Here is a 25,986-nt window from a genome sequence, read left to right as displayed (position 1 = left end):
TCCGATGAGGAGAAGTCGCCGATGAGTGAGTCCATACAGACCGGCACGGGGGCCGCCGGGGAGAAGGTCATGACGGAGGCCACCGCGACCGCCGACCAGGCCAAGCAGGCGGCGACCGAGGTCGCCGGGACCGCGGCGGAACAGACCAAGGCGGTCGTGGGAGAGGCGCGGCAGCAGGCGGGAACCGTCGTCGACCAGGTGTGCAGCCGTGTGGTGGACGAGGCCGATGGACAGACCCGGCGTGCGGCCGAGGCGCTGCGGCAGTGGGCGCACGACCTGTCCGGGCTCGCCGAGAGCGCCCAGCAGGACTCCCCGGCCCGCAGTCTGGCGGCCCAGGCCGCCGACAAGGGCCACCGGGCGGCCGACTACCTGGAGAAACAGGGGGCCCAGGGCATCGTCTCCGACCTCCAGCAGTTCGCGCGGCGGCGTCCCGGCGCCTTCCTGGGCGGTGCGCTGCTCGCCGGACTCGCGGTGGGACGCCTGGCGAAGGCGGCGGGAACCGCCTCCCGGTCCGATGGATCCGGGCGGGAGCAGGAGGCCGCAGCCCGGCCGGACCGGGCGGTGACGGCCACGGCTCCCCAGCCACTGCCGCCCGCCGCCGCGGCGCCTGCGCCCGGGACCTCGCCGCAGCCGTTCCCCGCGTCCACCGCGGAACCCGCCTCGGCAACACCGCCGGCGTCCTCCGCCGGGCCCGGCACGGGAGCGGCGGTGCCGCCACCGCCGCAGGTCCCGCCAGCCGTCGGTGCGCCGCCGGAGGACGCCCCGGGCCGGACCTTCCCGGAGGTGTGAGATGTCCGCCGCCTCGCCCACGCCCGGCGTGCCCCGGCCGCCGGAGCGGGACGCCTCCATGGGACAGCTCCTGTCCGAGGTGACCTCGGACCTGCAGACGCTCTTCCGTCAGGAGGTGAAGCTGGCCAAAGCCGAGATCAGGGAGGAGGGGGCGCGAGCGGGCAAGGCCGCCGGCATGTACGGCGGAGCCGGATTCGCCGGCTACATGGTCCTGCTGTTCCTGTCGCTGGCCGCCGTACTCGGCCTGTCCAACGTGCTGGACGGGGGTTGGGCCGCCCTCATCGTCGCCGCCGTGTGGGCGGTCGTCGCGGCCGTGCTCTACCAGCGGGGCCGGGACCGGATGCGCGCGGTCTCCCCGAAACCCGAGCGAACCGTCGAGACCTTGAAGGAGAACGCGGAATGGGCACGTCACCCGACCAAGTGAGGGCTGAGATCGAGGCCACGCGTGACCGGCTGTCCTCGGACGTGGACCGGCTCGCCGACCGGACCAGTCCCCGGCGAGTGGTCCGCCGTCGCACGCGGCGCATGCGTGGCGCGGTATCCGGCATCCGTGAGCGGGTCATGGGCAGCGCGTCCCAGACCGCGCAGAGCATGACGGACACCGCGCAGTCGGCGGCCGGCTCGGTGCAGGAGGGCACCGGACGGGCGGTCGACGCGGCCCGCGACGCGGCCGGCGAGGCGGGGCAGGCCGTCCAGCGGGCGCCCGAGCTGGCCCGGAGCCAGACGCGGGGCAACCCGCTTGCCGCCGGGCTGATCGCCTTCGGCGTCGGCGCCCTGGCGTCCTCACTGCTGCCGACGACGCAAGCCGAGCAGCAGGCGGCGTCCGATCTCCTGCAGAGCGAGGCCCTGGAACCGGTCAAGCAGGCCGCCGTCGAGTCCGCGCAGAACCTGAAGGAAGGCGCCCGGGAGGTGGCGCAGAGCGCCGCCGCGGAGGTACAGGACACCGCGGCCCAGGCGGCCCGCGTCACGCAGGAGGAGGCGCGCGACCGGACCGGCGAGGTCGCCGAGCAGGCGCGTGAGTCTGGCCGGCATCTGAGGGACGAGACGCCGTGAGGACGGGTCACGGCGCTGTCCGGTACGGCAGCGCCCCGCGACCACGGGGCGCGGGGCGCTGCCGGCAGGGTGTCCGGCGGACGGTCGGCGACTGAGACCCGTCGGGAAGACGGCCGCCTGCCGACCGCTTACAGCACCGGCAGGTTCTTCCGCAGCTCGAAGGCGGTCACCTCGGAGCGGTACTCCTCCCACTCCGACTTCTTGTTGCGCAGGAAGAAGTCGAAGACGTGTTCGCCGAGGGTTTCGGCGACCAGGTCGCTGCTCTCCATGAGGGTCAGGGCCTCGCCGAGGTTCTGCGGGAGGGGTTCGATGCCCATGGCGCGGCGTTCGGCGTTGGACAGGGCCCAGACGTCGTCCTCGGCGCCCGGCGGGAGTTCGTAGCCCTCCTCGATGCCCTTCAGGCCGGCGGCGAGGAGGACGGCGTAGGCCAGGTAGGGGTTGGCGCCGGAGTCGAGGGAGCGGACCTCGACGCGCGCGGAGCCGGTCTTGCCGGGCTTGTACATCGGGACGCGGACCAGGGCGCTGCGGTTGTTGTGGCCCCAGCAGATGTAGGAGGGGGCCTCGCCGCCCGCGCCGGCCGTGCGCTCGGAGCCGCCCCAGATGCGCTTGTAGGAGTTCACCCACTGGTTGGTGACCGCGGAGATCTCCGCCGCGTGCCGCAGCAGGCCGGCGATGAAGGAGCGGCCGACCTTGGAGAGCTGGTACTCCGCGCCGGACTCGTAGAAGGCGTTGCGGTCGCCTTCGAAGAGGGACAGGTGCGTGTGCATGCCGGAGCCGGGGTGCTCGGAGAAAGGCTTCGGCATGAACGTCGCCTGGACGCCCTGCTCCAGTGCCACCTGCTTCATGACCAGGCGGAACGTCATGATGTTGTCGGCCGTGGAGAGCGCGTCGGCGTAGCGCAGGTCGATCTCCTGCTGGCCCGGCGCGCCCTCGTGGTGGGAGAACTCCACCGAGATGCCCATCGACTCCAGCATGGTGATCGCCTGACGGCGGAAGTCCATGCCGACGTTGGTGGGCGTGTGGTCGAAGTAGCCCGAGTTGTCCGCGGGGGTCGGGCGGGAGCCGTCCAGCGGGCGGTCCTTCAGCAGGAAGAACTCGATCTCCGGGTGGGTGTAGAAGGTGAAGCCCAGGTCGGAGGTGCGGGCGAGGGCGCGCTTGAGGACGTAGCGCGGGTCGGCGAAGGACGGGGAGCCGTCCGGCATCAGGATGTCGCAGAACATGCGGGCCGTGCCGGGGGTCTCCGCGCGCCAGGGCAGGACCTGGAAGGTGGAGGGGTCCGGCTTGGCGATCATGTCGGACTCGTAGACCCGGGCGAAGCCCTCGATGGCGGAGCCGTCGAAGCCGATGCCCTCGTCGAAGGCCTGCTCGAGTTCCGCAGGGGCCACGGCGACGGACTTGAGGAAGCCCAGCACGTCCGTGAACCACAGGCGTACGAACCGGATGTCGCGCTCCTCCAAGGTCCGGAGCACGAACTCCTGCTGCTTGTCCATCTTCCGCTTCCCCATCCTTGCTGGTCAGGCCGCCTGTCCCCCGTATCACGGGAGGCGGTCGGGCACCTGAGCATCCCACCACAACACCATTTCACGCGCGTTGCGGACCTTGATCGCCCGAGCGTCCTCGTGCTGAACGCCTCTCGTACGGCAGGTGTACTGCGCTCTCGCCCATCTTGCCTGCTCGGACCCACATCCGTAATGGCCGGCCCGCTCCACCTGGTGAGCGACACCACTCCGCTTAAATTTGCAGATCAGATGCAAGTTTTCATAGCGTGCGGACAGCCGAGTTCTCCGAGGAGTCCCGATGCTGACCGAACAGTCCGCAGCCACCGTCCGCGCCACCCTGCCCGCCGTCGGAGCGGCCATCGGCGAGATCACCGAGCGCTTCTACACCCGCCTCTTCGCCGCCCACCCCGACCTGCTGCGCAACCTGTTCAACCGCGGCAACCAGGCCGCCGGCACCCAGCGGCAGGCCCTCGCCGGCTCGATCGCCGCCTTCGCCACGCACCTGCTGGACCACCCCGACCAGCGGCCGGACGCGATGCTCGCCCGCATCGCGCACAAGCACGCCTCGCTGGGCGTGGCCCCCGAGCAGTACCAGGTCGTCCACGAGCACCTCTTCGCCGCCATCGCCGAGGTCCTCGGCGAGGCCGTCACGCCCGCGGTGGCCGCCGCCTGGGACGAGGTGTACTGGCTGATGGCGAACGCGCTGATCGCGATCGAGAAGCGGCTGTACGAGGAGAGCGGCGGCCCCGGCCTGCGCGCATGGGAGGTCGTGGAGCGGGTCGAGGAGACGGCGGACGTCGCCACCTTCCGGCTGCGGCCGGCCGACGGCGGCCCGGTGGCCGGCTTCCGCGCCGGGCAGTACGTCTCCGTCGGCGTCACCCTGCCCGACGGGGCCCGGCAGATCCGGCAGTACAGCCTGTCCGGGGCGCCCGGCGAGGCGGTGCGCCAGATCAGCGTCAAGCGCGCGCACGGCGCGGCCACGCCCGACGGCGAGGTCTCGAACCACCTCCACGCGCGCGTGCGGCCCGGCGACACCCTGGAGCTGTCCGAGCCGTACGGCGACCTCGTCCTTGCCGACGCGCCGGACACGCCCCTGCTGCTCGCCTCGGCGGGCATCGGCGTCACCCCGATGATCGCGATGCTGGCCGACCTCGCGGCCGGCGGCCACCGCGCCCCGGTCACCGTCGTGCACGGCGACCGCTCCCCCGCCGAGCACGCCCTGCGCGCCGGTCACACGGCCTACGCCGGCAAGCTGCCCGACGCCCGCGTGCACCTCTTCTACGAGCGGGACGCCGAGCCCGGCACCCGCACCGGCCTGGTCGACCTGACGGACATCGCCGTGCACCCCGGCACGCGCGCGTACCTGTGCGGCCCCCTCCCCTTCATGCGCGCCCTCCGCACCCAGCTGATGGCGAAGGGCGTCGCCCCGGCCGACATCCACTACGAGGTCTTCGGCCCGGACCTGTGGCTGGCGCGAGGCTGAGCATCAGCGCCCTCGCGGCACCCCCGCACCGCGCCGCCGCTCAGACCGGCCCCGGTCCCCGGGAGATCCCGAGCAGCAACGGCCCCGTCGGCTCACCCACGATGTCGGCGATCGTGACCGGATCCAGCGAAGCGAAGAACGCCTCCTGAGCCCCCCGCAGCGCGCCCCGCAGGCGGCAGCCGGAGCGCAGGGGGCAGGCCGGCGTCCCCTGCGTCCCCTCGCAGTCCACCACGTCGCCCTCGCCCTCGAAGGTCCGCACGACCGCGCCCACCGACGCCGTACGGCCCCGCTCGGTCAGCGCCAGCCCCCCGCCGCGCCCGCGCCGGGCGTCGACCAGGCCCAGGTGCTGGAGCTCGGCGACGACCTTCGCGGCGTGCGTGTAGGGGACGTCCATGTCTGCGGCGACCTGGCGGGTCGTGGGGGTGGCGTCGGCGACGGCGAGTCGCATCAGGACGCGCAGGGCCAGGTCGGTGGAGCGCAGCAGCCGCATACCGCGAGCGTAGGTAATGCGCTTTCCGGCTTCAAATCATCCGGTTCCTGTGCCCTCCCTACGGAAGCGCGGCCCGTGCGCATTACGATCAGCGGGCCCCACCGTCCACGTCCCCTTCTGAAGAAGGACACGCCTCATGGGTTCCGGCAAGAACAACAGCACCGCGGCGCGCAAGGCGCGCATCGAGGAGATGCGGCGCGAGGAGCGTGCCCGCGAGCGCCGCAACCGGGTGCTCACCATCACCGCCAGCGTGGTGGTCGTCGCCGGTCTCGTCGTCGGCGGTGTGGTCCTGGTGAACTCGCAGCGCGACTCCGGCACGGACGCGGGGAAGCCGAGCGGCGACGCCAAGGGCGCCGGGGACTCCGGGCACTTCACCACCGGCAAGGACGGCGTGAAGACCTGGTCGGGCAAGCTGTCCCGGACGCACGTGACGACCAAGGTGTCGTACCCGATGCACCCGCCGGTCGGCGGCAACCACAACCCGGTCTGGCTGAACTGCAACGGCGACGTCTACACCAAGCCGGTCGCGGACGAGAACGCCGTGCACGCGCTGGAGCACGGCGCGGTCTGGGTGACGTACACCGGCAAGGCGGACAAGGCGGACGTCGACGCGCTCGCGGCCAAGGTGAAGAAGACGCCGTACTCGCTGATGAGCCCGTACGAGAACCAGGACGCCCCGCTGATCCTGTCGGCGTGGGGCCACCAGGTCGCGGTGAAGAGCGCCAAGGACCCGGAAGTGGACAAGTTCTTCGCCGCCTATGTGCAGGGGCCGCAGACGCCCGAGCCGGGCGCCTCGTGCACCGGCGGGGTCATGAAGTGAGGCGGCAGCACATCGGCTGGGTCGCGGGGACCGCCGCGGCGGTGCTCGTGGCGGCCGGCGCGATCACGTACTCCGTGGCCGAGGACACCGGCGGACCGGATACGAAGACGCCGGGCGCGGAGTCCGCCGACGCCGGGTTCGCCCGGGACATGGCCGTCCATCACCAGCAGGCCGTCGAGATGTCGTACATCGTGCGGGACCGCACGAAGAACGAGGAGGTCCGGCGGCTCGCGTACGACATCGCGCAGACGCAGGCCAACCAGCGCGGGATGCTGCTGGGCTGGCTGGACCTGTGGGGGCTGCCGAAGGTGTCGGCCGATCCGCCGATGACCTGGATGGGCATGGGGGACATGGCCTCCGGCAAGGACGGCGCGCTGATGCCGGGCATGGCCACGAACACCGAGCTGAACAAGCTCCAGTCGCTCAGCGGCAAGCAGGCCGAGGTCCTGTACCTGCAGCTCATGACGGACCATCACAAGGGCGGTATCCACATGGCCGAGGGCTGTGTCGCCAAGTGCACCGTGGGCGTGGAGAAGCGGCTCGCGCAGGGCATGGTCGACGCGCAGCAGTCGGAGATCGAGCTGATGGCCGGAATGCTCAAGGAGCGGGGCGCGCAAGCCCGTTCGTAACACCGCCGTAAGGATGAATGCCTCAAATCACCTTCGATGGCGCTTACTTGAGCTTCTCTTGACTTCCCCCTTCCCCTGGCATGAACGGTTCATCGAAAGAGTGGCCCCCATCGTGTGATCCACTCGCCGGCCGACACCGCCGCGGGCCGGCGCGCGGAAACGCGACGTACCGACCACGACATGCATGCGAACCGCATCGCAGGGGGTTCTATGAGATCCAACCGCGCCACCGTGCGCGCCGGCGTGAGCATGGCAGCGACACTGCCTATGATCGCCGGCGCACTGGCGCTGGGCATACCCGCGGCGCACGCCGCGGACAGCCCCGCTCGTGACGTTCTGAAGGGCACCAAGCCGCTCTGGGCCACGGCCAAGGCGGACAAGGGCGCCACCCCGGACAGCGCCCAGGTCAAGGCCCGCGTCTACCTCGCGGGGCAGGACCGGGCCGGCCTGGCCGCCTACGCCAAGGCGGTGTCCGACCCCGACTCGCCGCTGTACGGCAAGTACCTGAGCGGCAAGAAGGCACAGGCCCGCTTCGGGGCGACCAAGGCCCAGGTGGCCGCCGTCACGTCCTGGCTGAAGTCGGCCGGCCTGACCGTCACCGCGGTCACCCCGCACTACGTCGCCGTCTCCGGCGACGTGGCCGCCGCCGAAAAGGCGTTCGGCACCCAGCTGCACAACTTCGCCAAGGGCTCGAAGACCTACCGCGCCCCGGCGCGCACGGCCTCCGTCCCGGCCGCCCTGAAGGGCGCCGTCCTGACCGTCACCGGCCTGGACAACGCCCCGCACAAGGCGAACCACGACGACCAGCTGCCGCCGCCGGACGCGGTGTTCAAGAACTCCGGGCCGTTCTCCTCGTACTACGGCTCGAACACCGCGACGACGCTCCCGGACGCGTACGGCCAGAAGATCCCGTACGCGGTCAAGGGGTACACCGGCAAGCAGCTGCGCGCCGCGTACGGCGCCGGCACCTACACCGGCAAGAACGTCCGCATCGCCATCACCGACGCGTACGCCTCCCCGACGATCGCCTACGACGCCGGCACCTACGCGAAGAAGCACGGCGACGCGGCCTGGAGGACCGGCCAGCTGCACCAGGTGCTGCCGAAGGGCTACACCAAGACCAAGGAGTGCGGCGCGGCCGGCTGGTACGGCGAGGAGACCCTCGACGTCGAGGCGGTCCACGCGGTCGCACCGAACGCCGACGTCACCTACGTAGGCGCGGCCTCCTGCTACGACGACGACCTGCTGGACTCGCTCAGCAAGATCGTCGACAACCACCTGGCCGACATCGTCTCCAACTCCTGGGGCGACGTCGAGGCCAACCAGACGCCGGACCTGGCCGCCGCCTACGACCAGGTCTTCCAGCTGGGCGCGGTGCAGGGCATCGGCTTCTACTTCTCCTCCGGCGACGACGGCGACCAGGTCGCCAACACCGGTGTGAAGCAGGTCGACACCCCGGCCAACTCGGCCTGGGTGACCGCGGTCGGCGGCACCTCGCTGGCCGTCGGCAAGGGCGACTCGTACCTGTGGGAGACCGGCTGGGGCACCGAGAAGGCCTCGCTGTCGGCCGACGGCAAGAGCTGGACGAACTTCCCCGGCGCTTTCACCTCGGGCGCGGGCGGCGGCACCAGCAAGACGGTGCCTCAGCCGTACTACCAGAAGGGCGTCGTGCCGAAGGAGCTGGCCACGGCCAACAACGCCTCCGGCAACCGCGTCGTCCCGGACATCGCGGCCATCGCCGACCCGAACACCGGCTTCCTCGTCGGCCAGACCCAGACGTTCCCGGACGGCACCGAGCAGTACAGCGAGTACCGCATCGGCGGCACCTCGCTGGCCGCCCCGGTCATCGCGGCCGTCCAGGCGCTGGCCCAGGAGGCCCGCGGCGGCAAGGCCCTCGGTTTCGCCAACCCGGTGATCTACGCCAAGTACGGCAAGAAGGGCGTCTTCCACGACGTCACGGACAACCCGACGGGCTCCGGCCTGGCGGTGGCCCGGATCGACTTCGTCAACGGCCTCGACGCCTCCGGCGGCCTGGCGACCTCGGTCCGCAGCCTCGGCAAGGACAGCTCGCTGTCCGCGGTGAAGGGCTACGACGACGTCACCGGCGTCGGTTCCCCGGCCAACGGGTACGTCCAGTCGTTCCGCCGGCGCTGATCCTCCGGATCGCCTGAGGGGCGTGGGGTCCTGGTGACCTCACGCCCCTTTGTGCGTCACCGGGACGCGGCGGGGCCGTCCGAGGGCGTCGCGGGTTTCGTGTGGAGGATCTCGCGCGCCTGCTCCGCCGCGCGGGCGAGGCTCTCGGCGACGAAGTCGAGGAAGCGGGCGGTGTTTTCGAGGCGGGCGCCGGCCGGGGTGCCGGGGCCGAGGACGCCGACGCCCTGCCGTGCGGTCTCGGCGACCTGGGCGGTGGACCGGGCGCTGGCCATCATCGCCTGGTACATGACCTCGTCGTCGACGACGTAGCGCTCACGGCGGCGTTCGTCGCGTTCCCGGCGGACCAGGTCCTGGCCCTCGAGGAACGCGATGGCCTTGGAGACGGACGCCGGGCTGACCTGGAGGCGCTGGACGAGTTCGGACGCGGTGAGGCTGCCCGCGTCGCTGATGGTCAGGCAGGCCATCACCCGCGCCATCATGTGGGGCGTGCCCGACTGCATGAACACCGTGGTGAGCGTCTCCTCGTACGCGCGCACGGCCTCGGGATCGCGTCCGTAGCCCTGCGGGGGCGCCTGCGCCCCGCGGGGGGCGGCCTGCCGGCGCCGGTGGGCACGGCGTTCGGTGGCCCGGTGGGCGAGGTCGGCACGGTAGGCGGTGGGGCCGCCGTTGCGCATGACCTCGCGGGTGACGGTCGAGGTCGGACGGTCCAGCCGTCTGGCGATCTCCGCGTAGGCGAGGCCGTCGGCCAGTCCCAGCGCGATCTGCTGACGTTCCTGCTGGGTGAGCCTGCCTCCCGGCATCACGGCCTCCTTCATCGGTCTGCGGCACCTGCAGCTTAGCGTTCACCCTCATGCCATTGCAACGATAGGACAGGGGGGCGTTGCGTTACCATCAGGCCCGTTGCAACGATTTCCCGGTGTTGACCTGCACAATTACCCATCGCTCGCAACGGACTCATTGCCTGGTTCATGAATGCAACGTAGCGTTTCCATCATCGGAAACAACGAACCGAAGGAACGCACCATGCAGAAGTTCACCACCCCCGCCCCGGTCTCCGCCGTCCTCGACATCCCTGCGGGACGCATCCAGTTCATCGCCGCCGACCGGGCCGACACCACGGTCGAGGTCCTGCCCGCGGACGCCTCCAAGAGCCGCGACGTGAAGGCCGCGGAGCAAGTCGAGGTCGCGTACGGCGACGGCGTCCTGCGGATCGCGGCCCCGGCGGCGAAGAACCAGCTCTTCGGCCCCTCCGGTGCCGTCGAAGTGACCGTCCAGCTGCCCGCCGGCTCCCGCGTCGAGGCCACGGCGTCCGCCTGCGAGCTGCGCGGTGTCGGCCGCCTCGGCGACGTCGCCTTCGACGGCGCCTACCACCGCATCAAGATCGACGAAGCCGCGAGCGTCCGCCTCACCGCGGTCGACGGTGACGTCGAGGTCGGCCGGCTGGGCGGCTCGGCGGAGATCAGCACCGCACGGGGCGACATCCGCATCGCCGAGGCCGGGCGCGGCACGGTCGTCCTGCGCACCCAGTCCGGCGACATCTCGGTCGGCGCGGCCCGCGGAGTCTCCGCCGCCCTGGACGCCGGCACCGGCCACGGCCGCATCAGCAACGCCCTCAGGAACGACGGCACCGCCGAACTCGACATCCGCGCCACCACCTCCCATGGCGACATCACCGCCCGCAGCCTCTGAACAGGAGCACTCCTCATGACCGATCTGGCCATCGCGGCGACCGGGCTGCGCAAGTCCTACGGCGACAAGACCGTCCTCGACGGTGTCGACCTGGCCGTGCCGGAAGGCACGATCTTCTCCCTGCTCGGCCCGAACGGCGCCGGCAAGACCACCGCCGTCAAGATCCTCTCCACGCTCGTCTCCCCCGACCCCGCCAGTGGCCGGATCCGCGTGGGCGGCCACGACCTGGCCGCCGATCCGCAGGCGGTGCGCGCCACGATCGGGGTCACCGGGCAGTTCTCCGCCGTCGACGGCCTGATCACCGGCGAGGAGAACATGCTCCTCATGGCGGACCTGCACCACCTGTCCAAGAGCGAGCGCCGGCAGGTCACCGCCGAGCTGCTGGAGCGTTTCGACCTCACCGGGGCCGCGCGGAAGCCCGCCTCCACCTACTCCGGCGGCATGAAGCGCCGCCTGGACATCGCCATGACCCTGGTCGGAGGCCCGCGGATCATCTTCCTGGACGAGCCGACCACCGGCCTCGACCCCCGCAGCCGTCACACCATGTGGCAGATCATCCGCGAACTGGTCTCCGACGGCGTCACCGTCTTCCTCACCACGCAGTACCTGGAGGAGGCCGACGAACTCGCCGACCGCATCGCCGTGCTGCACGACGGCAGAATCGCGGCGGAGGGCACGGCCGAGGAGCTGAAGCGGATCGTCCCCGGCGGGCACGTCCGGCTCCGCTTCACCGACCCGGCCGCGTACCGGAGCGCCGCCGGCGCGCTGCGCGAGGCCTCCCGGGACGACGAGTCCCTCGCCCTGCGGATCCCGGGCGACGGCAGCCAGCGCGAGCTGCGCTCCCTCCTCGACCGGCTGGACTCGGCCGGCATCGAGGCGGACGAGCTGACCGTGCACACCCCCGACCTCGACGACGTCTTCTTCGCGCTGACCGGCGGCGCGAACGTCCCCCACCAGCCGAACCAGCCCAAGGAGACCGCCCGATGAGCACTCCCCCGGCCACCGCCCGCCCGACCCGGTTCTCCCTCGCCGTACGGGACTCGGCCACGATGCTGCGCCGCAACCTCCTGCACGCCCGGCGCTACCCGTCGCTCACGCTGAACCTGCTGCTGACACCGGTCATGCTGCTGCTGCTCTTCGTCTACGTCTTCGGCGACACCATGAGCGCGGGCCTCGGCGGCGGCGCTCCGGACCGCGCCAGGTACATCGCCTACATCGTCCCCGGCCTGCTGCTGATGACCATCGGCAGCACCACGATCGGCACCGCGGTCTCCGTCTCGACCGACATGGCCGAGGGCATCATCGCCCGCTTCCGCACGATGGCGATCCACCGCGGCTCGGTGATCGTCGGGCACGTCATCAGCAGCGTGCTGCAGTCAGTCGTGAGCGTGGTGCTCGTCGGCGCCGTCGCGGTGGCGATCGGTTTCCGCTCCGCCGATGCCACCGCCCTGGAGTGGCTGGCGGCGTTCGGACTGCTGGTGCTCTTCGCCACGGCGCTCACCTGGATCGCGGTCGGCATGGGCCTGGTCAGCCCGAACGCCGAGGCGGCAAGCAACAACGCGATGCCGCTGATCCTGCTGCCGCTCCTGTCCAGCGCCTTCGTCCCGCTCGACTCCCTGCCCGGCTGGTTCCGGCCGATCGCCGAGTACCAGCCGTTCACCCCGGCCATCGAGACCCTGCGAGGCCTCCTCCTCGGCACCGGGATCGGCACCAACGGCTGGCTGGCGCTGGCCTGGTGCCTGGCCCTGACGGCCCTCGGCTACACCTGGTCGACCACAACCTTCAAGAAGTCCCCGAAGTAAGCCCCCTCACCCCCCACGGCGATTGGCAATCCGCCCATCACTGCGGTCAGCGGTGCACGGCGGCCGGCTCGTCCGGGACGTGGGACGTGACCACGCGTCCCGCCGACGGAGTGTCCCGGCGGCGGTCCACCGCGTACGCCACGCTCGCCACGCCCAGGCCCAGCACCGCCAGGACCGCGCCCGCGAGGGCCGGGGAGGTCGTGCCGAAGCCGGCCGCCAGGGCGAGGCCGCCGATCCAGGCGCCGCCGGCGTTGGCCAGGTTGAAGGCCGCCTGGTTGGCGGAGGAGGCGAGGGAGGGGGCCGCGGCGGCCTTCTCCATCACCATCAGCTGGAGCGGGGAGCCGGTGATGAACGCCGCCGCGCCGAGCAGGGTCACCGCGAGGGCCGCGCTCCACTCCGCCCGCATCAGCAGGGGGAACAGCAGCAGTACGACGCCCAGCGAGACCAGGCCGCCGAACAGGGTGCCGCGCAGCGAGTGGTCCGCCAGCCGGCCGCCCAGCAGGTTGCCGGCCGTGGCGCCGACGCCGAAGAGGGCCAGCAGCAGGGTCACGTTCGTCTCGGCGTAGCCGGCGGTGTCCGTGAGCATCGGGGTGACGTAGCTGTAGGCCGCGAAGAGCGCGCCGAAACCCGCCACCGTCGTACCGAGGGCCAGCCAGACCGGCAGGGACCGCAGGGCGGCCAGTTCGCCGCGCAGGCCCGTCGACGCGGCCGCGTGCTCGCGGTCGTGCGGGATCAGGAGGGCGAGGGAGGCGATCGCGGCCAGGCCGATCGCGCTGACCGCGAGGAACGTCGCCCGCCAGCCGAGGTGCTGGCCCATGAGGGTGGCGGCGGGGACGCCGGCGATGTTGGCGACGGTCAGGCCGAGGAACATCAGGGACACCGAGCGCGCCTTGCGCTCCGGCGGCACCATCGCGGTGGCGACGACCGCGCCGACGCCGAAGAAGGCGCCGTGCGGCAGGCCGCTCAGGAAGCGGGCGGCCAGCAGGGAGCCGTTGCCGGGGGCGAACGCCGAGAGGGCGTTGCCCGCCACGAACAGGGCCATCAGGGAGATGAGCACGGTCCGGCGGGACATGCGCGCGGTCAGCGCGGCCAGCAGCGGGGCGCCGATGACGACGCCCAGCGCGTACGCCGAGACCAGGTGCCCGGCGGTGGGGATCGAGATGTGCAGGTCGTCCGCGACCTCGGGGAGCAGCCCCATCATCACGAACTCGGTCGTGCCGATGCCGAAGGCCCCCACGGCGAGGGCGAGCAGGGCGAGGGGCATGAAGGACCTTTCAGAGCGGAGTGCGTACGGGTTCGAGTCTCGCAGTATGTTCCCGTACGGAACAAACGCGCTCCGGTCCGAAATTCCAGCGGTTTACGAGGCTGTGTCGAGCTTCACACGGGCCGCCACCGGCAGATGGTCGCTGTTCGTGCGCGGCAGGGTCCAGCTGCTCTCCGGCTCGGCGCCCCGCACCATGATCTGGTCGATGCGCGCCATCGGGAACGACGCCGGCCAGCTGAACCCGAAGCCGCTGCCCGCCGCGCCCTGCGTGGAGCGCAGCTGGGAGGTGACGGCGTTGAGCGAGCGGTCGTTCATCGTGCCGTTGAGGTCGCCGAGCAGCACGACCCGCTTCAGGGGCTCGTCGGCGATCGCCTCACCGAGCGCGTCGGCGCTCTTGTCCCGCTGCCGGGCGGTGAACCCGGCCTCCATCTTCACCCGCACCGAGGGCAGGTGGGCGACGTAGACCGCGACCGGGCCGCGGGGCGTGGCGACGGTGGCCCGCATCGCCCGCGTCCAGCCGAGCTTGATGTCGACGGCCTCCACCCCGGTCATCGGGTACCTGCTCCACAGGCCGACCGTGCCGGCCACCGCGTGGTACTTGTACGTCGGCGCGAGCGCCTTCTCGTAGACGGGTACGGCGGAGGCGGGCAGCTCCTCCAGCGCCAGGACGTCGGCGCCGGAGGCGGCCACGTCGGTGGCGGTCGCGGCCGGGTCGGGGTTGTCGGCGTTGACGTTGTGGGTGGCCACCATGAGGTCGCCGCCGCCGCCCGCCTTGTCGGTGAGCAGCCCGCCGAAGAGGTTCAGCCAGACGATCGCCGGGAGGACGAGCGCGATCAGCGCGGTCGCCGACCTGCGGATCAGGGCGAGCACCAGGAGCACCGGGACGGCCAGGCCCAGCCAGGGCAGAAACGTCTCGGTGAGCGAGCCGAGATTGCCCACCCGGTTGGGGATGTGGGCGTGCACCAGCATCACCAGGGCGAGCAGCAGGGCCAGTGCGGCGAGGACGAGGCCGCGCCGCCAGATCCGCGGATCGTTCCGCCAGCCGGAGAACAGGCGGTGCGTGAGGCGCCGAAGCCGGGATCCCGGCCGCTCGGGCCCCGAGCCGTCGCCCGCCGTCTCCGTCATGTACGCCTGCTGCGCCATACCGTCTGCCTCACTGCCTGCCGTGCACACCGTTCGCCCCCGTGCTCTTGACGACCCTAGGGGATGATCGGCTCGTTCCCGCCGTCCCATGACGGCCGTACGGAAGACGAGGACGAACGAGCCGGTGCCGCGAGTTCCGGTTCCCCCGCGGACGGCGCGGTCTGTGACGAAACACGCACACGAGTGCTACGAGGCTGTCGACCTGACGGGTCGTAGGCCCTCCAGGACCGTGTCGACGATCTGCTCCGCCAGACCCTCGGGCAGGTCGGCGTCAGGGCGCATGACGGAGCGGACGAGCATGGGGCCGACGAACATGTCATTGGCCAGCTCCAGGTCGACGTCCGCCCGGATCTCGCCGTTCTCCTGCGCCCGGCGCAGCACTTCCAGGGCGATGGCACGCCGGGGCGCTATGACGCTCGCGTGGTACGCCGCCCAGACCCTGGGGGCGGACTTCATCTGGGCGTACACGTTGTGCAGGATCGCCGAGGAGCGGCTCATCAGGCCGCGCTGGCGCAGGGACTCCAGCAGCACGACGAGGTCGTCGCGCAGGGAGGTGCCGGGCAGTCGGGGGTCGGGGGGTTCGGCGGCGCGTACGACGTCGACGAACAGTTCCTCCTTGCCGCTCCAGCGGCGGTAGATGGTGGCCTTGCCGACCCCGGCCGTGCGCGCGACCCGCTCGATGGACAGCTCGGCGAGGGGCACGCCCTGCTCCAGGAGCTTCATCACGCCTTCCAGGATGGCCCGTTCCACGGCTTCGCTGCGCGGCCGGCCCCGGGCGGGTCCGTCCGGCCGTGGCCGGCTGTCGGCAAGGGTCACGTCGTTCCGTCCTCTCACTGTGCTGGGGGAATTGTCCCGCAGCACCCTCCTTCCCCCGTGGACCCGCCCACCAGGGCGGGTCCGGTCATTCCGCGGCCGCGACCAACTCCGGTTCGGCGTCGTCGCGCTGACCGGCCGGCGGCTTGCCCGGCAGGAACAGGGCGGTCACCACGGCACCGATCAGCGCGACGCCCGTACCGCACAGGGCGGTGATGTGCATGGCGTGCAGGAAGGCGTCGTTCGCCGGGGCGACCAGGGCCTCGCCCCGCGGGCCGAGCTTCTCGGCGATGCCGAGGGTGGCCTCGACGGACTCGGCGGCGGTGTCGCGCAGGCCCGGCGGCAGCGCGCCGAGCTTGTCCTCGATGCCGTCGCGGTACGAGGCGGCGAGCACCGAGCCGAGGACGGCGATGCCGAGGGCGCCGCCGACCTGGCGGAAGGTGTTGCTGAGCGCGGAGGCGGAGCCGGCCTTCTCGCGGGGCAGGGCCTGCATGATGACGACGGAGGTCGGCGTCATGATGTGGGCCATGCCGGCACCCATGAGGAAGAAGACGACCTCCAGCAGCCAGATCGGGGTGTCGGCCTCGAAGGTGGCGAAGACGGCCAGGGTCGCCGCGATCAGCACCAGGCCGGCGGTGGTGGTGGCCTTGTTGCCGAACCGGTCGACGACCAGCCGGGCGCGCGGCGCGAAGATCATCTGGGCGGCGGCCAGCGGCAGCATCAGCAGCCCGGACTGCAGCGGCGAGTAGCCGCGCACGCTCTGCGTGTAGAAGACGCTGAAGAACGTGACGCCCATCAGCGCGAAGAAGACCAGCGCGATGGCGCTCATGGCGGCCGAGAAGACCTTGTTCCGGAAGTAGGTGACGTCCAGCGACGGGTGGTCGCTGCGCTTCTCGAAGACGACGAAGCCGACCAGCACGGCGAGCCCGGCGAGGATGGTGGCCAGCACCTTGGCGTCGGTGAAGTCGGCCAGCTCGCCGCCCTTGATGATGCCGTAGACCAGCAGCACCAGGCCGACGACGGACAGGACCACGCCGACCGGGTCGAGGCGGCCGGGGCGCGGGTCGCGGGAGTCGGGCACCAGCCAGACCATCAGGACCAGCGCGATGATCACGATGGGCACGTTGACGAAGAAGACCGAGCCCCACCAGAAGTGGTCCAGGAGCGCGCCGCCGGTGATCGGGCCGATGGCGATGGCGAGGCCGACGCCGCCGGCCCAGATGCCGATGGCCTTGGGCTGCTCCTCGCGCTCGAAGACGTTCATGAGGACGGCGAGGGTGGCGGGCATGACGAAGGCGGCGCCGAGGGCCATCAGCGCGCGGTAGGCGATCAGCTGGGCCGGCGAGCCGGACTCGGCGGCGAGCGCGGAGCCGATGCCGAACACGGCGATGCCGCCGAGCAGCACCTTCTTGCGGCCGAGCCGGTCGCCGACGAGGCCGGCGGTGAACAGCAGGCCGGCGAAGACGAGCGTGTAGGCGTTGATCGCCCACTCGATCTCGCTCTGGGTGGCGCCGAGGCCGGTCGGCGCGGGGGTGGCGATGGTCTTGATCGCGACGTTCAGGATCGAGTTGTCGAGCACCACGATGAGCAGGCTCAGCATCAGCACGCCGAGGATCGCCCAGCGGCGCCGGTGCACTGCTTCCGGTATTCGGGGGGCAGGGACGGGACTTGTCATGTGTCCGAGACTACGATCATTCCGATACGGAACGGTCTCGTATCTTATTTCTTTACCAAGGCCTTACACGGCTCGACTCACAGGGGGGTACCTCTGGCCCCGAATGGCACGAGGTGCCACCATGGAGTCGATCCGGGGACGCCGTCAGGGCGCCTCGAGATGACTGAAGGAGCCGTTGCCATGACGCAGCTTTCGGCTGCCCAGAACAAGCCTTCCGACGGCAGCAAGGCGCTGTACGGGGGGAAGGGCACCCGCCGCATCACCGTCCGCGACATCGCCCTCGCCAAGGAGCGGGGCGAGAAGTGGCCCATGCTCACCGCCTACGACGCGATGACCGCGTCGGTCTTCGACGAGGCCGGGATCCCGGTGATCCTGGTCGGCGACTCGGCGGGCAACTGCCACCTCGGCTACGAGACCACCGTGCCCGTCACCCTCGACGAGATGACCATGCTGTCGGCCGCCGTCGTACGCGGCACGCAGCGCGCCCTGATCGTCGGCGACCTCCCCTTCGGCTCCTACCAGGAGGGTCCGGTGCAGGCGCTGCGCTCGGCGACCCGGCTGGTGAAGGAGGCCGGGGTCGGCGCGGTCAAGCTGGAGGGCGGCGAGCGCTCGCACGAGCAGATCCGGCTCCTGGTGGAGTCCGGCATCCCGGTCATGGCCCACATCGGCCTGACCCCGCAGTCCGTCAACGCGATGGGCTACCGCGTGCAGGGGCGCGGGGAGGAGGCCGCACAGCAGCTGCTGCGCGACGCCAAGGCCGTGCAGGACGCGGGGGCGTTCGCGGTGGTGCTGGAGCTGGTTCCGGCGGAGCTGGCGGCCGAGGTGACGCGGGTGCTGCACATTCCGACCGTGGGCATCGGGGCGGGGCCGGAGACGGACGCGCAGGTGCTGGTGTGGACCGACATGCTGGGGCTGACGTCGGGGCGGGTGCCGAAGTTCGTCAAGAAGTACGCCGACCTGCGTGAGGTCATGGGCAACGCGGTGAAGGCGTTCGCGGAGGACGTCGTCGGCGGGGCGTTCCCGCTGGAGGAGCACTCCGTCCACTGAGCCACTGCGGCACCACCGGGCAGCCCGCCGATCATCCCCCGTCGGCGGGCTGCTGCCGTGCCGGGGCGCCGTCAGGGGGTGTCGGCGGGGTGTCGGTCGGCTGTAGGCCGTTTGTCGGTGGGGGCTGGCACTGTCATCGGCATGACACGCATCGACGACAACCCCGCCGGCGGCCGCTCCGCCGTGACCGTACGGGGACTGGTCAAGCACTACGGCGAGACCAAGGCACTGGACGGCGTCGACCTGGACGTGCGCGAGGGCACCGTGATGGGTGTGCTCGGGCCGAACGGCGCCGGCAAGACCACCCTCGTACGCATCCTGTCCACCCTGATCACCCCCGACGCCGGGCAGGCCACCGTGGCCGGCTACGACGTCATACGCCAGCCCCGCCAGCTGCGCCGGGTCATCGGTCTCACCGGCCAGTACGCCTCGGTGGACGAGAAGCTCCCGGGCTGGGAGAACCTGTACCTGATCGGCCGCCTGCTGGACCTGTCCCGCAAGGACGCCCGCACCCGCGCCGACGAGCTGCTGGAGCGGTTCTCGCTGACGGAGGCGGCCAGGCGGCCCGCGGGCACGTACTCCGGCGGCATGCGGCGGCGGCTGGACCTGGCCGCCTCCATGATCGGCCGCCCGGCCGTGCTGTACCTGGACGAGCCCACCACCGGCCTCGACCCCCGCACCCGCAACGAGGTGTGGGACGAGGTCAAGGCGATGGTCGGCGACGGCGTCACCGTGCTGCTCACCACCCAGTACATGGAGGAGGCCGAGCAGCTCGCGTCCGAGCTGACCGTGGTGGACCGGGGCAAGGTCATCGCGAACGGCGGGATCGAGGAGCTGAAGGCCCGCGTCGGCGGACGCACCCTGCGGGTGCGGCCGGTCGACCCGCTGGAGCTGCGTCCGCTCGCCACGATGCTGGACGACCTGGGCATCACCGGGCTCGCGGCCACCACCGTGGACAGCGAGACCGGGACCCTGCTGGTGCCGATCCTGAGCGACGAGCAGCTGACCGCCGTGGTCGGCGCGGTCACCGCGCGCGGGATCACGATCTCCTCCATCACCACCGAACTGCCCAGCCTGGACGAGGTGTTCCTGTCCCTCACCGGCCACCGTGCCAGTGCCCCGCAGGACGCCGTGCCCGCCGACACCCGCGAAGAGGTCGCCGTATGAGTTCCGCCGCCCTGTCCCCCGCCGACGCGAAGGCCGACACGCCCATTCCGTTGCGGGCCCACCTACGGCACACCGGCGCGCTGATCCGCCGCAACCTGCTGTGGATCCGGCAGGACCCGGAGTCGATGTTCGACGCGATCCTGTTCCCGGTGGTCTTCACCCTGCTGTTCGTGTACGTCTTCGGCGGCTCCATCGGGAAGTCGCTCGGCGGCGGGCAGGACCAGTACGTGCAGTACGTGGTGCCCGGGCTCATGGCCATGATGGGCATGAACATGGCCCAGGGCGTGGGCACCGGTTTCAACCAGGACTTCAACTCCGGTGTCATGGACCGCTTTCGGTCCCTGCCGATCGGTCGCGGCTCCGTCCTCTTCGCGAAGATCGCGGTGGAGCTGATGCGGATGCTGTTCGCGACCGTGGTGCTGATGGTGGTGGCCCTCCTCGTGGGCTACGACATCAACAGCTGGACCGGTCTGCTGGCCTCCGTGGGTCTCTCCGCGGTGTTCGGATCGGCGCTGATGTGGGTGTTCCTGACCCTCGGCGTGGTGATGAAGAACGCGCAGTCGGTGCAGGCGATGGGCTTCCTGGTGCTGATGCCGCTGCAGTTCGGCTCGTCGATCTTCGCGCCGACCGCGTCGATGCCGGGCTGGCTGCAGTCGTTCACCGACTACAACCCGCTCTCCGCGCTGGCCGACACCGCGCGCGGTCTGATGCAGGGCGGCCCGGTCGCGCACGACCTGTGGGTGACGCTGATCTGGTCGGTGGGCCTGACGGCGGTCATGGCCCCGGTGGCGATCCACAAGTTCCGCACCAAGAGCTGACGTCCCAGGACGGTCAGAACAGGGCGGTGGCCTCCACGAGGGAGAGGCCACCGCCCTCGGCGTACGCGGCCTCGTACGACCGCGCGTCGAGCCCCTCCCGGATCCGCGCCTCGGTCAGGTCGCGGGCCCGCCGCTCCACGCCGGAGGGGATGTGGCCGGCCGGCAGCAGCGCTTCGGCGGCGCCCAGGCAGCGGGCGGCGTCGGCGGCGCGGCCGTCGGCGCGGGCGAGGGCCATCGCGGCGACCCCGAGGACGACGGAGTGCAGGTGCGGGGTGATGGCCTGGGTCAGCGGGTCGGCGGCGAGCTGCAGCGCGTCGCGGGCCTGGCCGAGGGCCTCCTCGGTGCGCTCCTCCACGGCGTTCAGCCAGGCCTCCTGGCAGAGGATCACGGCGTCGAAGACGACGAAGCGCGCGATGCGGACCTCCTGGCGCAGCCGCCGCAGGTGTTCGCGGGCCTCCGCGGTGCGGCCGGTCAGGCCGAGCCAGCCGGCCAGGAAGAGCCGGGCGGCGGGCATGGCCTCGTTGAGGCTGCTGTCCTTGCTGGCGATGACGTCCCGGAGCATCCGTTCGCCGCGTTCGCTCTCGCCCGCCTCCAGCAGGGTGCCGCCGAGCCGGGCGCGGAGCACAGCCACCTGGGCGCGGGCGCCGAGGCGCTCGGCGTGTTCGATGGCGGCCCGGTAGTCGGCGGCGGCCTCGTGGTGGTCGCCCCTGCGTTCCCGGGCCTCGCCGCGGGCGGACAGGGCCTCGGTGGTGCCCCAGGCGTCGCCGAGGCGGCGGTAGATCTCCAGGGCCTCGTCGGCGTCGCGGGTGGCGTCGCCTGCCCAGTCGGCGCGGTTGGCCAGGAGGTTGGCGCGCAGCTGGAGGGCGCCGGCCAGCTCCCACTCGTAGCCGGGGGTGTCCCGGCAGGTCTGCACGCAGGCGTTGGCGATGGTGCGCAGCCGGTCGGCGCCGCCGGTCAGCAGCTCGGCGAAGAACCACAGGATGCCCGGGGGCCGGCAGATCTGCGGCAGGCCGGGCTCGTAGGTCCGGGCGACCGCGCGGAGCTTCGCCTGGGCCTCGGGGGTCTGCCAAACGTCGATCTCGGTGTCCATGCAGGCCAGATGGGCCAGGTGGACCCCGCGCCGGGCCTCGGCGAGGATCTCGCCGGCGTACGGCGGCGGGGTGTCGGTGCAGCGCTGCCACACCGGTTCGGCGGGGCGGACCGGTTCGGTGAACGGGTCGGGGCCGAGCGCCATGACCTCCCGGCACCAGGTGCGGGTCTCGATGCGCTGGTCGCGCATCTGCCAGAACCACAGCAGGGAGAGGACCAGGCAGAGTGCCTCCTGTTCGTCGCGTTCGGCGACGGCGTGCCGGAAGGCGGTGCGCAGGTTCTCGTACTCCAGCTGGAACCGGTCGATGGCGGCGAGCTGCTCGGGGCCGCGCAGCAACGGGTCGGTGGCGCGGGCGAGTTCGCGGTAGTAGGTCAGGTGGGCGCGCTCGGCCTCTGTGCGGCCGCCGGTCTCGGCGAGGCGTTCGGCAGCGTACTCGGCGACGGTCTCCAGCAGCCGGTAGCGCATGCCGCCGTCGGCGCCGGGGGCGGCCACCACCAGGGACTTGTCGACCAGGGAACCGAGGGCGTCCAGCGCACCCGGCCCGCACACGGCCTCGGCGGCGGCCAGGTCGCAGCCGCCGGCGAACACCGACAGCCGGGCGAGGACGTCCCGTTCGCCCGCGTCCAGCAGGTCCCAGGACCAGTCCACGACGGCTCTGAGGGTCTGCTGGCGGGGCAGCACGGTGCGGCTGCCGGAGGTGAGCAGCCGGAAGCGGTCGTCCAGCCGGTCCGCTATCTGTCGGGGCGTCAGCATGCGCAGCCGGGCCGCCGCGAGCTCGATGGCGAGGGGCAGTCCGTCCAGGCGGCGGCAGATCTCGGCGCACGCCTCGGGGTCGTCCTCGACCCGGAAGCCGGGCCGGGCCGCCGCGCCCCGGTCGGCGAGCAGCCGCAGCGCGACCGGTTCGGGCAGCGGCTCCACCGGCCGCAGCAACTCGCCCGGCACGCCGAGGGGTTCGCGGCTGGTGGCGAGGACCGTCAGCTCCGGGCAGCGGGCCAGCAGCCGCTCGGTGAGGCGGGCGGCGGCGTCCACGACGTGCTCGCAGTTGTCCAGGATGATCAGCATGCGGCGCCGGGCGCAGTGCTCCACGAGCCGGTCGAGGGGGTTGTCGTGCCGGTCGGCGACCGCGCGCATACCGTCCACGCCGGCGCCGTGCAGCACCGTCTCGCGGGCGCCGATCGCGGTGAGCACGGCCTGCGGTACGGCGTCGGGGTCGTCCACGGGGGCCAGCTCGGCGAGCCAGACCCCGTCCCGGACGGTGTGCCGTACCGCCTCGGCGGCCTCCTGGGACAGCCGGGTCTTCCCGGCGCCGCCGGGCCCGAGCAGGGTGACCAGGCGGGCCGCGACGAGGTCGGCACCGATGGCCCGGATGTCGGCTTCCCGGCCGACGAAGGAGGTCAGCCGGGCGGGCAGGTTGCCCGTGCGGGCCGCGGGCGGCTGCTCGGCCGGTTCCTCGCGCAGCAGCTCGGTGTGCAGGCCGCGCAGTTCGGGGCCGGGGTCGGAACCGAGCCGGTCCGCGAGCAGGCGGCGCACGTCCTCGTAGGCGGCGAGCGCCTGGGCGGGGCGGCCGGTGTCGCGCAGGGCGCGCAGCCGCAGCGCCTGGAGCGGCTCGTCCAGCGGGTGGCTGTCGCACAGCGCGGTCAGCTCGGGCAGCGCCCGCTCGGCCTCGCCGAGGGCGAGGGCGGCGGTGTGCCGGGCGCGCAGCGCGTCGAGCCGGCGGGTCTCCCAGCGGGCCGCCTCGGCGGTGCGGTCGGGCAGGTCGGCGAGCGCGGGGCCGCGCCACAGGGCGAGGGCGTCGTCGAGGACGGCGGCGGCCTTGGCGGGGTCGCCGTCGGCGAGGGCGCGCAGGCCGTCGCCGGTCAGCCGGTCGAAGCGGGCGAGGTCGACGTCGTCGGGTGCGGCGGTGAGCCGGTAGCCGCCGTCGGCGGAGGCGACGGCGTCGGGGCCGAGGGCCCGCCGGAGCCGGCCGACGAGCGCCTGCAGGGCGCCGGCGGCGTCGGCGGGCGGGTCGGCGCCCCACACCTCGTCCACGAGGACGCCCGCGGGCACGGTCCGGCCGGCCCGGAGCGCGAGCACGCTCAGCAGGGCACGCAGCCGCGCCCCGCCGACCGGGACGGCCGTGCCGTCGGGGCGGATCGCCTGGGTGGTGCCGAGCAGCGAAAAGCGCACGGGGTCCATTGTCTCCGTCAGTGGTCAGCGGCGGTCACCGGGTTGCGTCGGCGTGCCGCCGGGGACGTCCAGGGCGACGAGGACGCCGACGGCGCGGCGGACCCGGTAGGGAACCCGCCGGGGCGGTTGTTCCTCCTGCTCGAAGGCGTCGAACCACTTCGGGCAGGTGTCGACGGGTTCCAGGGTGGGGGCGCCGGGCACCGGCTCCAGGCGGCGCCCGGCCGCGACGAAGATCACCTCGCCGGGTTCGGCGGCGGGCGGTGCGACGGCGCGCGGGTCGTGGCGGGCGAGGAACTCCTGGTGCACCAGCTCGATGCCCCGGACCCGGCCGGTGGTCGCCCGGTCGGGGCCGCCGTGGTTCTCCACCCGGGCGGCGGCGCCGTAGTGGTCGTCCGCACGGGCCGCGGGGACCAGCCGCCAGGAGACCTCGTCCCCGACGGCGAACGGCGTGCCGCAGCACTCCATCTCCGCGTGGTCGTAGAACACCCTGATCCGTGGCATTCCCCCAGGGTCCAGGAACCCGACGGGCACCGCGAGACGTTTTCCCCGCGTGTCCGCGGCCGGTACGGTCGCAGTTCCCGACCGTCACCGGCCCGCACAGGAGCTCGCCCATGACCACCGCCACCACCCGCCACGGCGACCGGCAGATCAGTCCCGTGTTCGTCGGCATCCTGGCCGTGACGGCGGTGACCGGCTGGGCCACCTGGACCGGGTTCGCCGCGCAGCCGGGCATCGCGGTGTTCCTGTTCGTGACCGCGGCCTGGATCGTCTCCCTGTGCCTGCACGAGTACGCGCACGCGCGCACCGCACTGCACAGCGGGGACATCACGGTCGGCGCGAAGGGCTATCTCACGCTGAACCCGCTGAAGTACACGCACGCGCTGCTGAGCATCGTGCTCCCCGTGCTGTTCGTGATCATGGGCGGGATCGGTCTGCCCGGCGGTGCGGTGTTCATCGAGCGCAACCGGATCCAGGGGCGCTGGCGGCACAGCCTGATCTCGGCGGCGGGCCCGCTGACGAACGTGCTGTTCGCCGCGGTGTGCACGGCCCCGTTCTGGCTGGACGCGCTGGACGGTGTGCCCGCGGACTTCCGGTTCGCGCTGGCGTTCCTGGCGCTGCTCCAGGTGACGGCGGCGCTGCTGAACTTCCTGCCGGTGCCGGGCCTGGACGGCTACGGCGTGATCGAGCCGTGGCTGTCGTACAACGTGAAGCGGCAGGTGGAGCCGTTCGCTCCGTTCGGGCTGCTGTTCGTGTTCGCGCTGCTGTGGCTGCCGGCCGTCAACAGCGCGTTCTTCGACGTGGTCCACTCGGTCCTGCGCGCCCTCGATGTGGACCTCTTCTCCACGTACGGCGGGCAGGAGCTGTACCGGTTCTGGCAGGGCGGCAACCAGTGAGGGGCGGTCAGCCGGTGACGGACCCGCCCCGGGCCGCCTTGCCACGCTTCACGTAGTACCACGTCATGTTGGACGACAGGCCCGCCAGCAGCACCCAGACGATCCCCAGCCAGCTGCCCTGGACGAAGGAGACGACGGCGGCGGCCACGGCGAGGACGCAGACGACGAGGGTGTAGAGGGCGATGCGGGGCATGGGGGTCGGCTCCGGACTGTCGGGGGGACACTGCTGAGGCCACCAGTGTCCCCCATGGGCCGCCCGGCTCACACGTCGGTGACGCGCAGCCCGGCGTGTGCCTTGTACCGGCGGTTGACGGAGATCAGGTTCGCGACCAGCGACTCGACCTGGTGGGCGTTGCGCAGCCGGCCCGCGAAGATGCCGCGCATGCCCGGGATGCGGCCGGCCAGCGCCTGCACGATCTCCACGTCGGCGCGCTCCTCGCCGAGGACCATCACATCGGTGTCGATCTGCTCGATCTCCGGGTCCTGGAGCAGGACGGCCGACAGGTGGTGGAAGGCGGCGGCGACCCGGGAGTCCGGTAGCAGGGCGGCGGCCTGCTCGGCGGCGCTGCCCTCCTCCGGCTTGAGCGCGTAGGCGCCCTTCTTGTCGAAGCCGAGCGGGTTGACGCAGTCCACGACGAGCTTGCCGGCCAGTTCGTCGCGCAGGGACTTCAGGGTGTCGCCGTGGCCCTCCCACGGGACGGCGACGATCACGATGTCGCTGCGGCGCGCCGTCTCGGCGTTGTCGGCGCCCTCGATGCCGTGGCCGAGTTCCTCGGCGGCGGCCTGCGCGCGCTCGGCGGCGCGGGAGCCGATGATCACCTTCTGGCCGGCCCGGGCGAGCCGGTAGGCGAGGCCCTTGCCCTGCGGTCCGGTGCCGCCGAGCACGCCGACGACGTACCCGGAGACGTCGGGCAGGTCCCAGGGGTCCTTGGCGGGGGCCTTCTGTGCGCTGTCGGTAGAGGTCATGGCCCGACTCTACGTCCGCCGCCGGGCGCGTACCG

25 protein-coding genes are annotated in these 25,986 nt (G+C 72.2%); 14 read left to right on the top strand and 11 right to left on the bottom strand.

The window, feature by feature from the left end; translation table 11 throughout:
* Window positions 1-21: 21 nt before the first annotated feature.
* Genes ACIP4Y_RS04130 through ACIP4Y_RS04120 form a run of 3 tightly spaced genes read left to right on the top strand, consistent with a single transcriptional unit; the run spans window position 22 to window position 1,842 of the window.
* Window positions 22-789 (top strand): hypothetical protein, encoded by a 768-nt coding sequence (locus ACIP4Y_RS04130; protein WP_401387438.1) that lies wholly within the window; start codon window positions 22-24, stop codon window positions 787-789.
* A 1-nt stretch (window position 790) separates the two neighbouring features.
* Window positions 791-1,213, top strand: coding sequence for a phage holin family protein (locus ACIP4Y_RS04125; RefSeq protein ID WP_358640710.1), 423 nt, complete (start codon window positions 791-793; stop codon window positions 1,211-1,213).
* On the top strand, window positions 1,189-1,842 hold the full coding sequence (locus ACIP4Y_RS04120) for a DUF3618 domain-containing protein (RefSeq protein ID WP_401387435.1): 654 nt from the start codon (window positions 1,189-1,191) through the stop codon (window positions 1,840-1,842). The genes ACIP4Y_RS04125 and ACIP4Y_RS04120 overlap by 25 nt, the downstream gene beginning before the upstream one ends.
* Window positions 1,843-1,970: 128 nt before the next feature.
* Here ACIP4Y_RS04120 and glnA read toward each other — a convergent pair whose 3' ends face one another.
* Window positions 1,971-3,332 carry a type I glutamate--ammonia ligase gene (glnA, locus tag ACIP4Y_RS04115; protein WP_055703789.1) on the bottom strand — a complete coding sequence of 454 codons (1,362 nt, stop codon included), beginning with the start codon at window positions 3,330-3,332 and terminating at the stop codon, window positions 1,971-1,973.
* 307 nt (window positions 3,333-3,639) lie between these two features.
* On the opposite strand from glnA, the gene ACIP4Y_RS04110 reads away from it, so the two are divergent.
* Window positions 3,640-4,824, top strand: a complete 1,185-nt coding sequence (locus ACIP4Y_RS04110) for a globin domain-containing protein (RefSeq protein ID WP_401387432.1) — start codon at window positions 3,640-3,642, stop codon at window positions 4,822-4,824.
* Window positions 4,825-4,864: 40 nt separating this feature from the next.
* Here the strand turns inward: ACIP4Y_RS04110 and ACIP4Y_RS04105 are convergent, their stop codons facing one another.
* On the bottom strand, window positions 4,865-5,314 hold the full coding sequence (locus tag ACIP4Y_RS04105) for an RrF2 family transcriptional regulator (protein ID WP_401387429.1): 450 nt from the start codon (window positions 5,312-5,314) through the stop codon (window positions 4,865-4,867).
* Between the two features lie 136 nt (window positions 5,315-5,450).
* On the opposite strand from ACIP4Y_RS04105, the gene ACIP4Y_RS04100 reads away from it, so the two are divergent.
* The 3 genes from ACIP4Y_RS04100 to ACIP4Y_RS04090 all read left to right on the top strand — a co-directional run bounded on the left by ACIP4Y_RS04100 (window position 5,451) and on the right by ACIP4Y_RS04090 (window position 8,917).
* Window positions 5,451-6,134, top strand: a complete 684-nt coding sequence (locus tag ACIP4Y_RS04100) for a DUF3105 domain-containing protein (RefSeq protein ID WP_358640716.1) — start codon at window positions 5,451-5,453, stop codon at window positions 6,132-6,134.
* The gene (locus ACIP4Y_RS04095; RefSeq protein WP_358640718.1) at window positions 6,131-6,763 is read left to right on the top strand and encodes a DUF305 domain-containing protein; all 633 of its coding nucleotides are present in this window, start codon (window positions 6,131-6,133) and stop codon (window positions 6,761-6,763) included. The genes ACIP4Y_RS04100 and ACIP4Y_RS04095 overlap by 4 nt, the downstream gene beginning before the upstream one ends.
* Before the next feature lie 210 nt (window positions 6,764-6,973).
* Window positions 6,974-8,917 (top strand): protease pro-enzyme activation domain-containing protein, encoded by a 1,944-nt coding sequence (locus ACIP4Y_RS04090; protein ID WP_401387425.1) that lies wholly within the window; start codon window positions 6,974-6,976, stop codon window positions 8,915-8,917.
* A 56-nt stretch (window positions 8,918-8,973) separates the two neighbouring features.
* Here the strand turns inward: ACIP4Y_RS04090 and ACIP4Y_RS04085 are convergent, their stop codons facing one another.
* Entirely contained in the window at window positions 8,974-9,717 is a 744-nt protein-coding gene (locus ACIP4Y_RS04085) for a helix-turn-helix domain-containing protein (RefSeq protein WP_401387422.1), read from the bottom strand.
* A 223-nt stretch (window positions 9,718-9,940) separates the two neighbouring features.
* Here ACIP4Y_RS04085 and ACIP4Y_RS04080 point away from each other — a divergent pair, with 223 nt between their 5' ends.
* From ACIP4Y_RS04080 to ACIP4Y_RS04070, 3 genes are read left to right on the top strand one after another with little or no spacing between them, the layout of a single operon-like run.
* The gene (locus ACIP4Y_RS04080) at window positions 9,941-10,606 is read left to right on the top strand and encodes a DUF4097 family beta strand repeat-containing protein (RefSeq protein WP_401387419.1); all 666 of its coding nucleotides are present in this window, start codon (window positions 9,941-9,943) and stop codon (window positions 10,604-10,606) included.
* A 15-nt stretch (window positions 10,607-10,621) separates the two neighbouring features.
* A complete protein-coding gene (locus ACIP4Y_RS04075; RefSeq protein WP_358640726.1) occupies window positions 10,622-11,593 on the top strand; it encodes an ATP-binding cassette domain-containing protein in 972 nt (323 codons plus the stop codon).
* Window positions 11,590-12,408: an ABC transporter permease gene (locus ACIP4Y_RS04070; protein ID WP_401387416.1), complete on the top strand. Its 819-nt coding sequence runs from the start codon at window positions 11,590-11,592 to the stop codon at window positions 12,406-12,408. The genes ACIP4Y_RS04075 and ACIP4Y_RS04070 overlap by 4 nt, the downstream gene beginning before the upstream one ends.
* Before the next feature lie 46 nt (window positions 12,409-12,454).
* On the opposite strand, the gene ACIP4Y_RS04065 is transcribed toward ACIP4Y_RS04070, so the two are convergent.
* The 4 genes from ACIP4Y_RS04065 to ACIP4Y_RS04050 form a co-directional block, all read right to left on the bottom strand.
* A complete protein-coding gene (locus ACIP4Y_RS04065; protein WP_401387413.1) occupies window positions 12,455-13,672 on the bottom strand; it encodes an MFS transporter in 1,218 nt (405 codons plus the stop codon).
* 93 nt (window positions 13,673-13,765) lie between these two features.
* A complete protein-coding gene (locus tag ACIP4Y_RS04060; protein WP_401387410.1) occupies window positions 13,766-14,815 on the bottom strand; it encodes an endonuclease/exonuclease/phosphatase family protein in 1,050 nt (349 codons plus the stop codon).
* Between the two features lie 186 nt (window positions 14,816-15,001).
* Window positions 15,002-15,631: a TetR/AcrR family transcriptional regulator gene (locus tag ACIP4Y_RS04055; protein WP_401387407.1), complete on the bottom strand. Its 630-nt coding sequence runs from the start codon at window positions 15,629-15,631 to the stop codon at window positions 15,002-15,004.
* An 85-nt stretch (window positions 15,632-15,716) separates the two neighbouring features.
* Window positions 15,717-17,303, bottom strand: coding sequence for an MFS transporter (locus ACIP4Y_RS04050; protein ID WP_358640736.1), 1,587 nt, complete (start codon window positions 17,301-17,303; stop codon window positions 15,717-15,719).
* Window positions 17,304-17,483: 180 nt separating this feature from the next.
* Here ACIP4Y_RS04050 and panB point away from each other — a divergent pair, with 180 nt between their 5' ends.
* From panB to ACIP4Y_RS04035, 3 genes are all read left to right on the top strand, one after another.
* Complete coding sequence (gene panB, locus ACIP4Y_RS04045) at window positions 17,484-18,350, top strand: 3-methyl-2-oxobutanoate hydroxymethyltransferase (RefSeq protein ID WP_401387404.1); 867 nt, start codon at window positions 17,484-17,486, stop codon at window positions 18,348-18,350.
* Window positions 18,351-18,491: 141 nt separating this feature from the next.
* Window positions 18,492-19,517 (top strand): ATP-binding cassette domain-containing protein, encoded by a 1,026-nt coding sequence (locus tag ACIP4Y_RS04040; protein ID WP_358640740.1) that lies wholly within the window; start codon window positions 18,492-18,494, stop codon window positions 19,515-19,517.
* Window positions 19,514-20,335: an ABC transporter permease gene (locus ACIP4Y_RS04035; RefSeq protein WP_358640742.1), complete on the top strand. Its 822-nt coding sequence runs from the start codon at window positions 19,514-19,516 to the stop codon at window positions 20,333-20,335. The genes ACIP4Y_RS04040 and ACIP4Y_RS04035 overlap by 4 nt, the downstream gene beginning before the upstream one ends.
* Before the next feature lie 13 nt (window positions 20,336-20,348).
* On the opposite strand, the gene ACIP4Y_RS04030 is transcribed toward ACIP4Y_RS04035, so the two are convergent.
* Entirely contained in the window at window positions 20,349-23,600 is a 3,252-nt protein-coding gene (locus tag ACIP4Y_RS04030; protein WP_401387400.1) for a BTAD domain-containing putative transcriptional regulator, read from the bottom strand.
* Window positions 23,601-23,615: 15 nt separating this feature from the next.
* On the bottom strand, window positions 23,616-24,092 hold the full coding sequence (locus ACIP4Y_RS04025; RefSeq protein WP_358640746.1) for a DUF6578 domain-containing protein: 477 nt from the start codon (window positions 24,090-24,092) through the stop codon (window positions 23,616-23,618).
* 110 nt (window positions 24,093-24,202) lie between these two features.
* On the opposite strand from ACIP4Y_RS04025, the gene ACIP4Y_RS04020 reads away from it, so the two are divergent.
* On the top strand, window positions 24,203-24,985 hold the full coding sequence (locus ACIP4Y_RS04020; RefSeq protein ID WP_401387397.1) for a site-2 protease family protein: 783 nt from the start codon (window positions 24,203-24,205) through the stop codon (window positions 24,983-24,985).
* Window positions 24,986-24,992: 7 nt separating this feature from the next.
* Here the strand turns inward: ACIP4Y_RS04020 and ACIP4Y_RS04015 are convergent, their stop codons facing one another.
* Entirely contained in the window at window positions 24,993-25,178 is a 186-nt protein-coding gene (locus ACIP4Y_RS04015) for a hypothetical protein (RefSeq protein ID WP_401387395.1), read from the bottom strand.
* A gap of 68 nt (window positions 25,179-25,246) precedes the next feature.
* On the bottom strand, window positions 25,247-25,951 hold the full coding sequence (gene npdG / locus ACIP4Y_RS04010; RefSeq protein ID WP_401387392.1) for an NADPH-dependent F420 reductase: 705 nt from the start codon (window positions 25,949-25,951) through the stop codon (window positions 25,247-25,249).
* Window positions 25,952-25,986 lie beyond the last annotated feature (35 nt).

This window comes from Streptomyces sp. NPDC088810, assembly GCF_044750305.1.
Lineage (GTDB): Bacteria > Actinomycetota > Actinomycetes > Streptomycetales > Streptomycetaceae > Streptomyces.
Note: the sequence above shows the minus strand (reverse complement) of the source record. Positions and strands in the feature narration are given on the sequence as shown.

What these genes read in the sequence shown, in the direction of transcription:
- npdG (WP_401387392.1), bottom strand. Translation starts at nt 25,951, where the DNA reads ATGACCTCTACCGACAGCGCACAGAAGGCCCCCGCCAAGGACCCCTGG.
- ACIP4Y_RS04015 (WP_401387395.1), bottom strand. Translation starts at nt 25,178, where the DNA reads ATGCCCCGCATCGCCCTCTACACCCTCGTCGTCTGCGTCCTCGCCGTG.
- ACIP4Y_RS04040 (WP_358640740.1), top strand. Translation starts at nt 18,492, where the DNA reads ATGACACGCATCGACGACAACCCCGCCGGCGGCCGCTCCGCCGTGACC.
- panB (WP_401387404.1), top strand. Translation starts at nt 17,484, where the DNA reads ATGACGCAGCTTTCGGCTGCCCAGAACAAGCCTTCCGACGGCAGCAAG.
- ACIP4Y_RS04070 (WP_401387416.1), top strand. Translation starts at nt 11,590, where the DNA reads ATGAGCACTCCCCCGGCCACCGCCCGCCCGACCCGGTTCTCCCTCGCC.
- ACIP4Y_RS04100 (WP_358640716.1), top strand. Translation starts at nt 5,451, where the DNA reads ATGGGTTCCGGCAAGAACAACAGCACCGCGGCGCGCAAGGCGCGCATC.
- ACIP4Y_RS04130 (WP_401387438.1), top strand. Translation starts at nt 22, where the DNA reads ATGAGTGAGTCCATACAGACCGGCACGGGGGCCGCCGGGGAGAAGGTC.
- ACIP4Y_RS04020 (WP_401387397.1), top strand. Translation starts at nt 24,203, where the DNA reads ATGACCACCGCCACCACCCGCCACGGCGACCGGCAGATCAGTCCCGTG.
- ACIP4Y_RS04110 (WP_401387432.1), top strand. Translation starts at nt 3,640, where the DNA reads ATGCTGACCGAACAGTCCGCAGCCACCGTCCGCGCCACCCTGCCCGCC.
- ACIP4Y_RS04035 (WP_358640742.1), top strand. Translation starts at nt 19,514, where the DNA reads ATGAGTTCCGCCGCCCTGTCCCCCGCCGACGCGAAGGCCGACACGCCC.
- glnA (WP_055703789.1), bottom strand. Translation starts at nt 3,332, where the DNA reads ATGGACAAGCAGCAGGAGTTCGTGCTCCGGACCTTGGAGGAGCGCGAC.
- ACIP4Y_RS04030 (WP_401387400.1), bottom strand. Translation starts at nt 23,600, where the DNA reads ATGGACCCCGTGCGCTTTTCGCTGCTCGGCACCACCCAGGCGATCCGC.
- ACIP4Y_RS04025 (WP_358640746.1), bottom strand. Translation starts at nt 24,092, where the DNA reads ATGCCACGGATCAGGGTGTTCTACGACCACGCGGAGATGGAGTGCTGC.
- ACIP4Y_RS04080 (WP_401387419.1), top strand. Translation starts at nt 9,941, where the DNA reads ATGCAGAAGTTCACCACCCCCGCCCCGGTCTCCGCCGTCCTCGACATC.
- ACIP4Y_RS04060 (WP_401387410.1), bottom strand. Translation starts at nt 14,815, where the DNA reads ATGGCGCAGCAGGCGTACATGACGGAGACGGCGGGCGACGGCTCGGGG.
- ACIP4Y_RS04075 (WP_358640726.1), top strand. Translation starts at nt 10,622, where the DNA reads ATGACCGATCTGGCCATCGCGGCGACCGGGCTGCGCAAGTCCTACGGC.
- ACIP4Y_RS04050 (WP_358640736.1), bottom strand. Translation starts at nt 17,303, where the DNA reads ATGACAAGTCCCGTCCCTGCCCCCCGAATACCGGAAGCAGTGCACCGG.
- ACIP4Y_RS04120 (WP_401387435.1), top strand. Translation starts at nt 1,189, where the DNA reads ATGGGCACGTCACCCGACCAAGTGAGGGCTGAGATCGAGGCCACGCGT.
- ACIP4Y_RS04065 (WP_401387413.1), bottom strand. Translation starts at nt 13,672, where the DNA reads ATGCCCCTCGCCCTGCTCGCCCTCGCCGTGGGGGCCTTCGGCATCGGC.
- ACIP4Y_RS04125 (WP_358640710.1), top strand. Translation starts at nt 791, where the DNA reads ATGTCCGCCGCCTCGCCCACGCCCGGCGTGCCCCGGCCGCCGGAGCGG.
- ACIP4Y_RS04090 (WP_401387425.1), top strand. Translation starts at nt 6,974, where the DNA reads ATGAGATCCAACCGCGCCACCGTGCGCGCCGGCGTGAGCATGGCAGCG.
- ACIP4Y_RS04085 (WP_401387422.1), bottom strand. Translation starts at nt 9,717, where the DNA reads ATGCCGGGAGGCAGGCTCACCCAGCAGGAACGTCAGCAGATCGCGCTG.
- ACIP4Y_RS04105 (WP_401387429.1), bottom strand. Translation starts at nt 5,314, where the DNA reads ATGCGGCTGCTGCGCTCCACCGACCTGGCCCTGCGCGTCCTGATGCGA.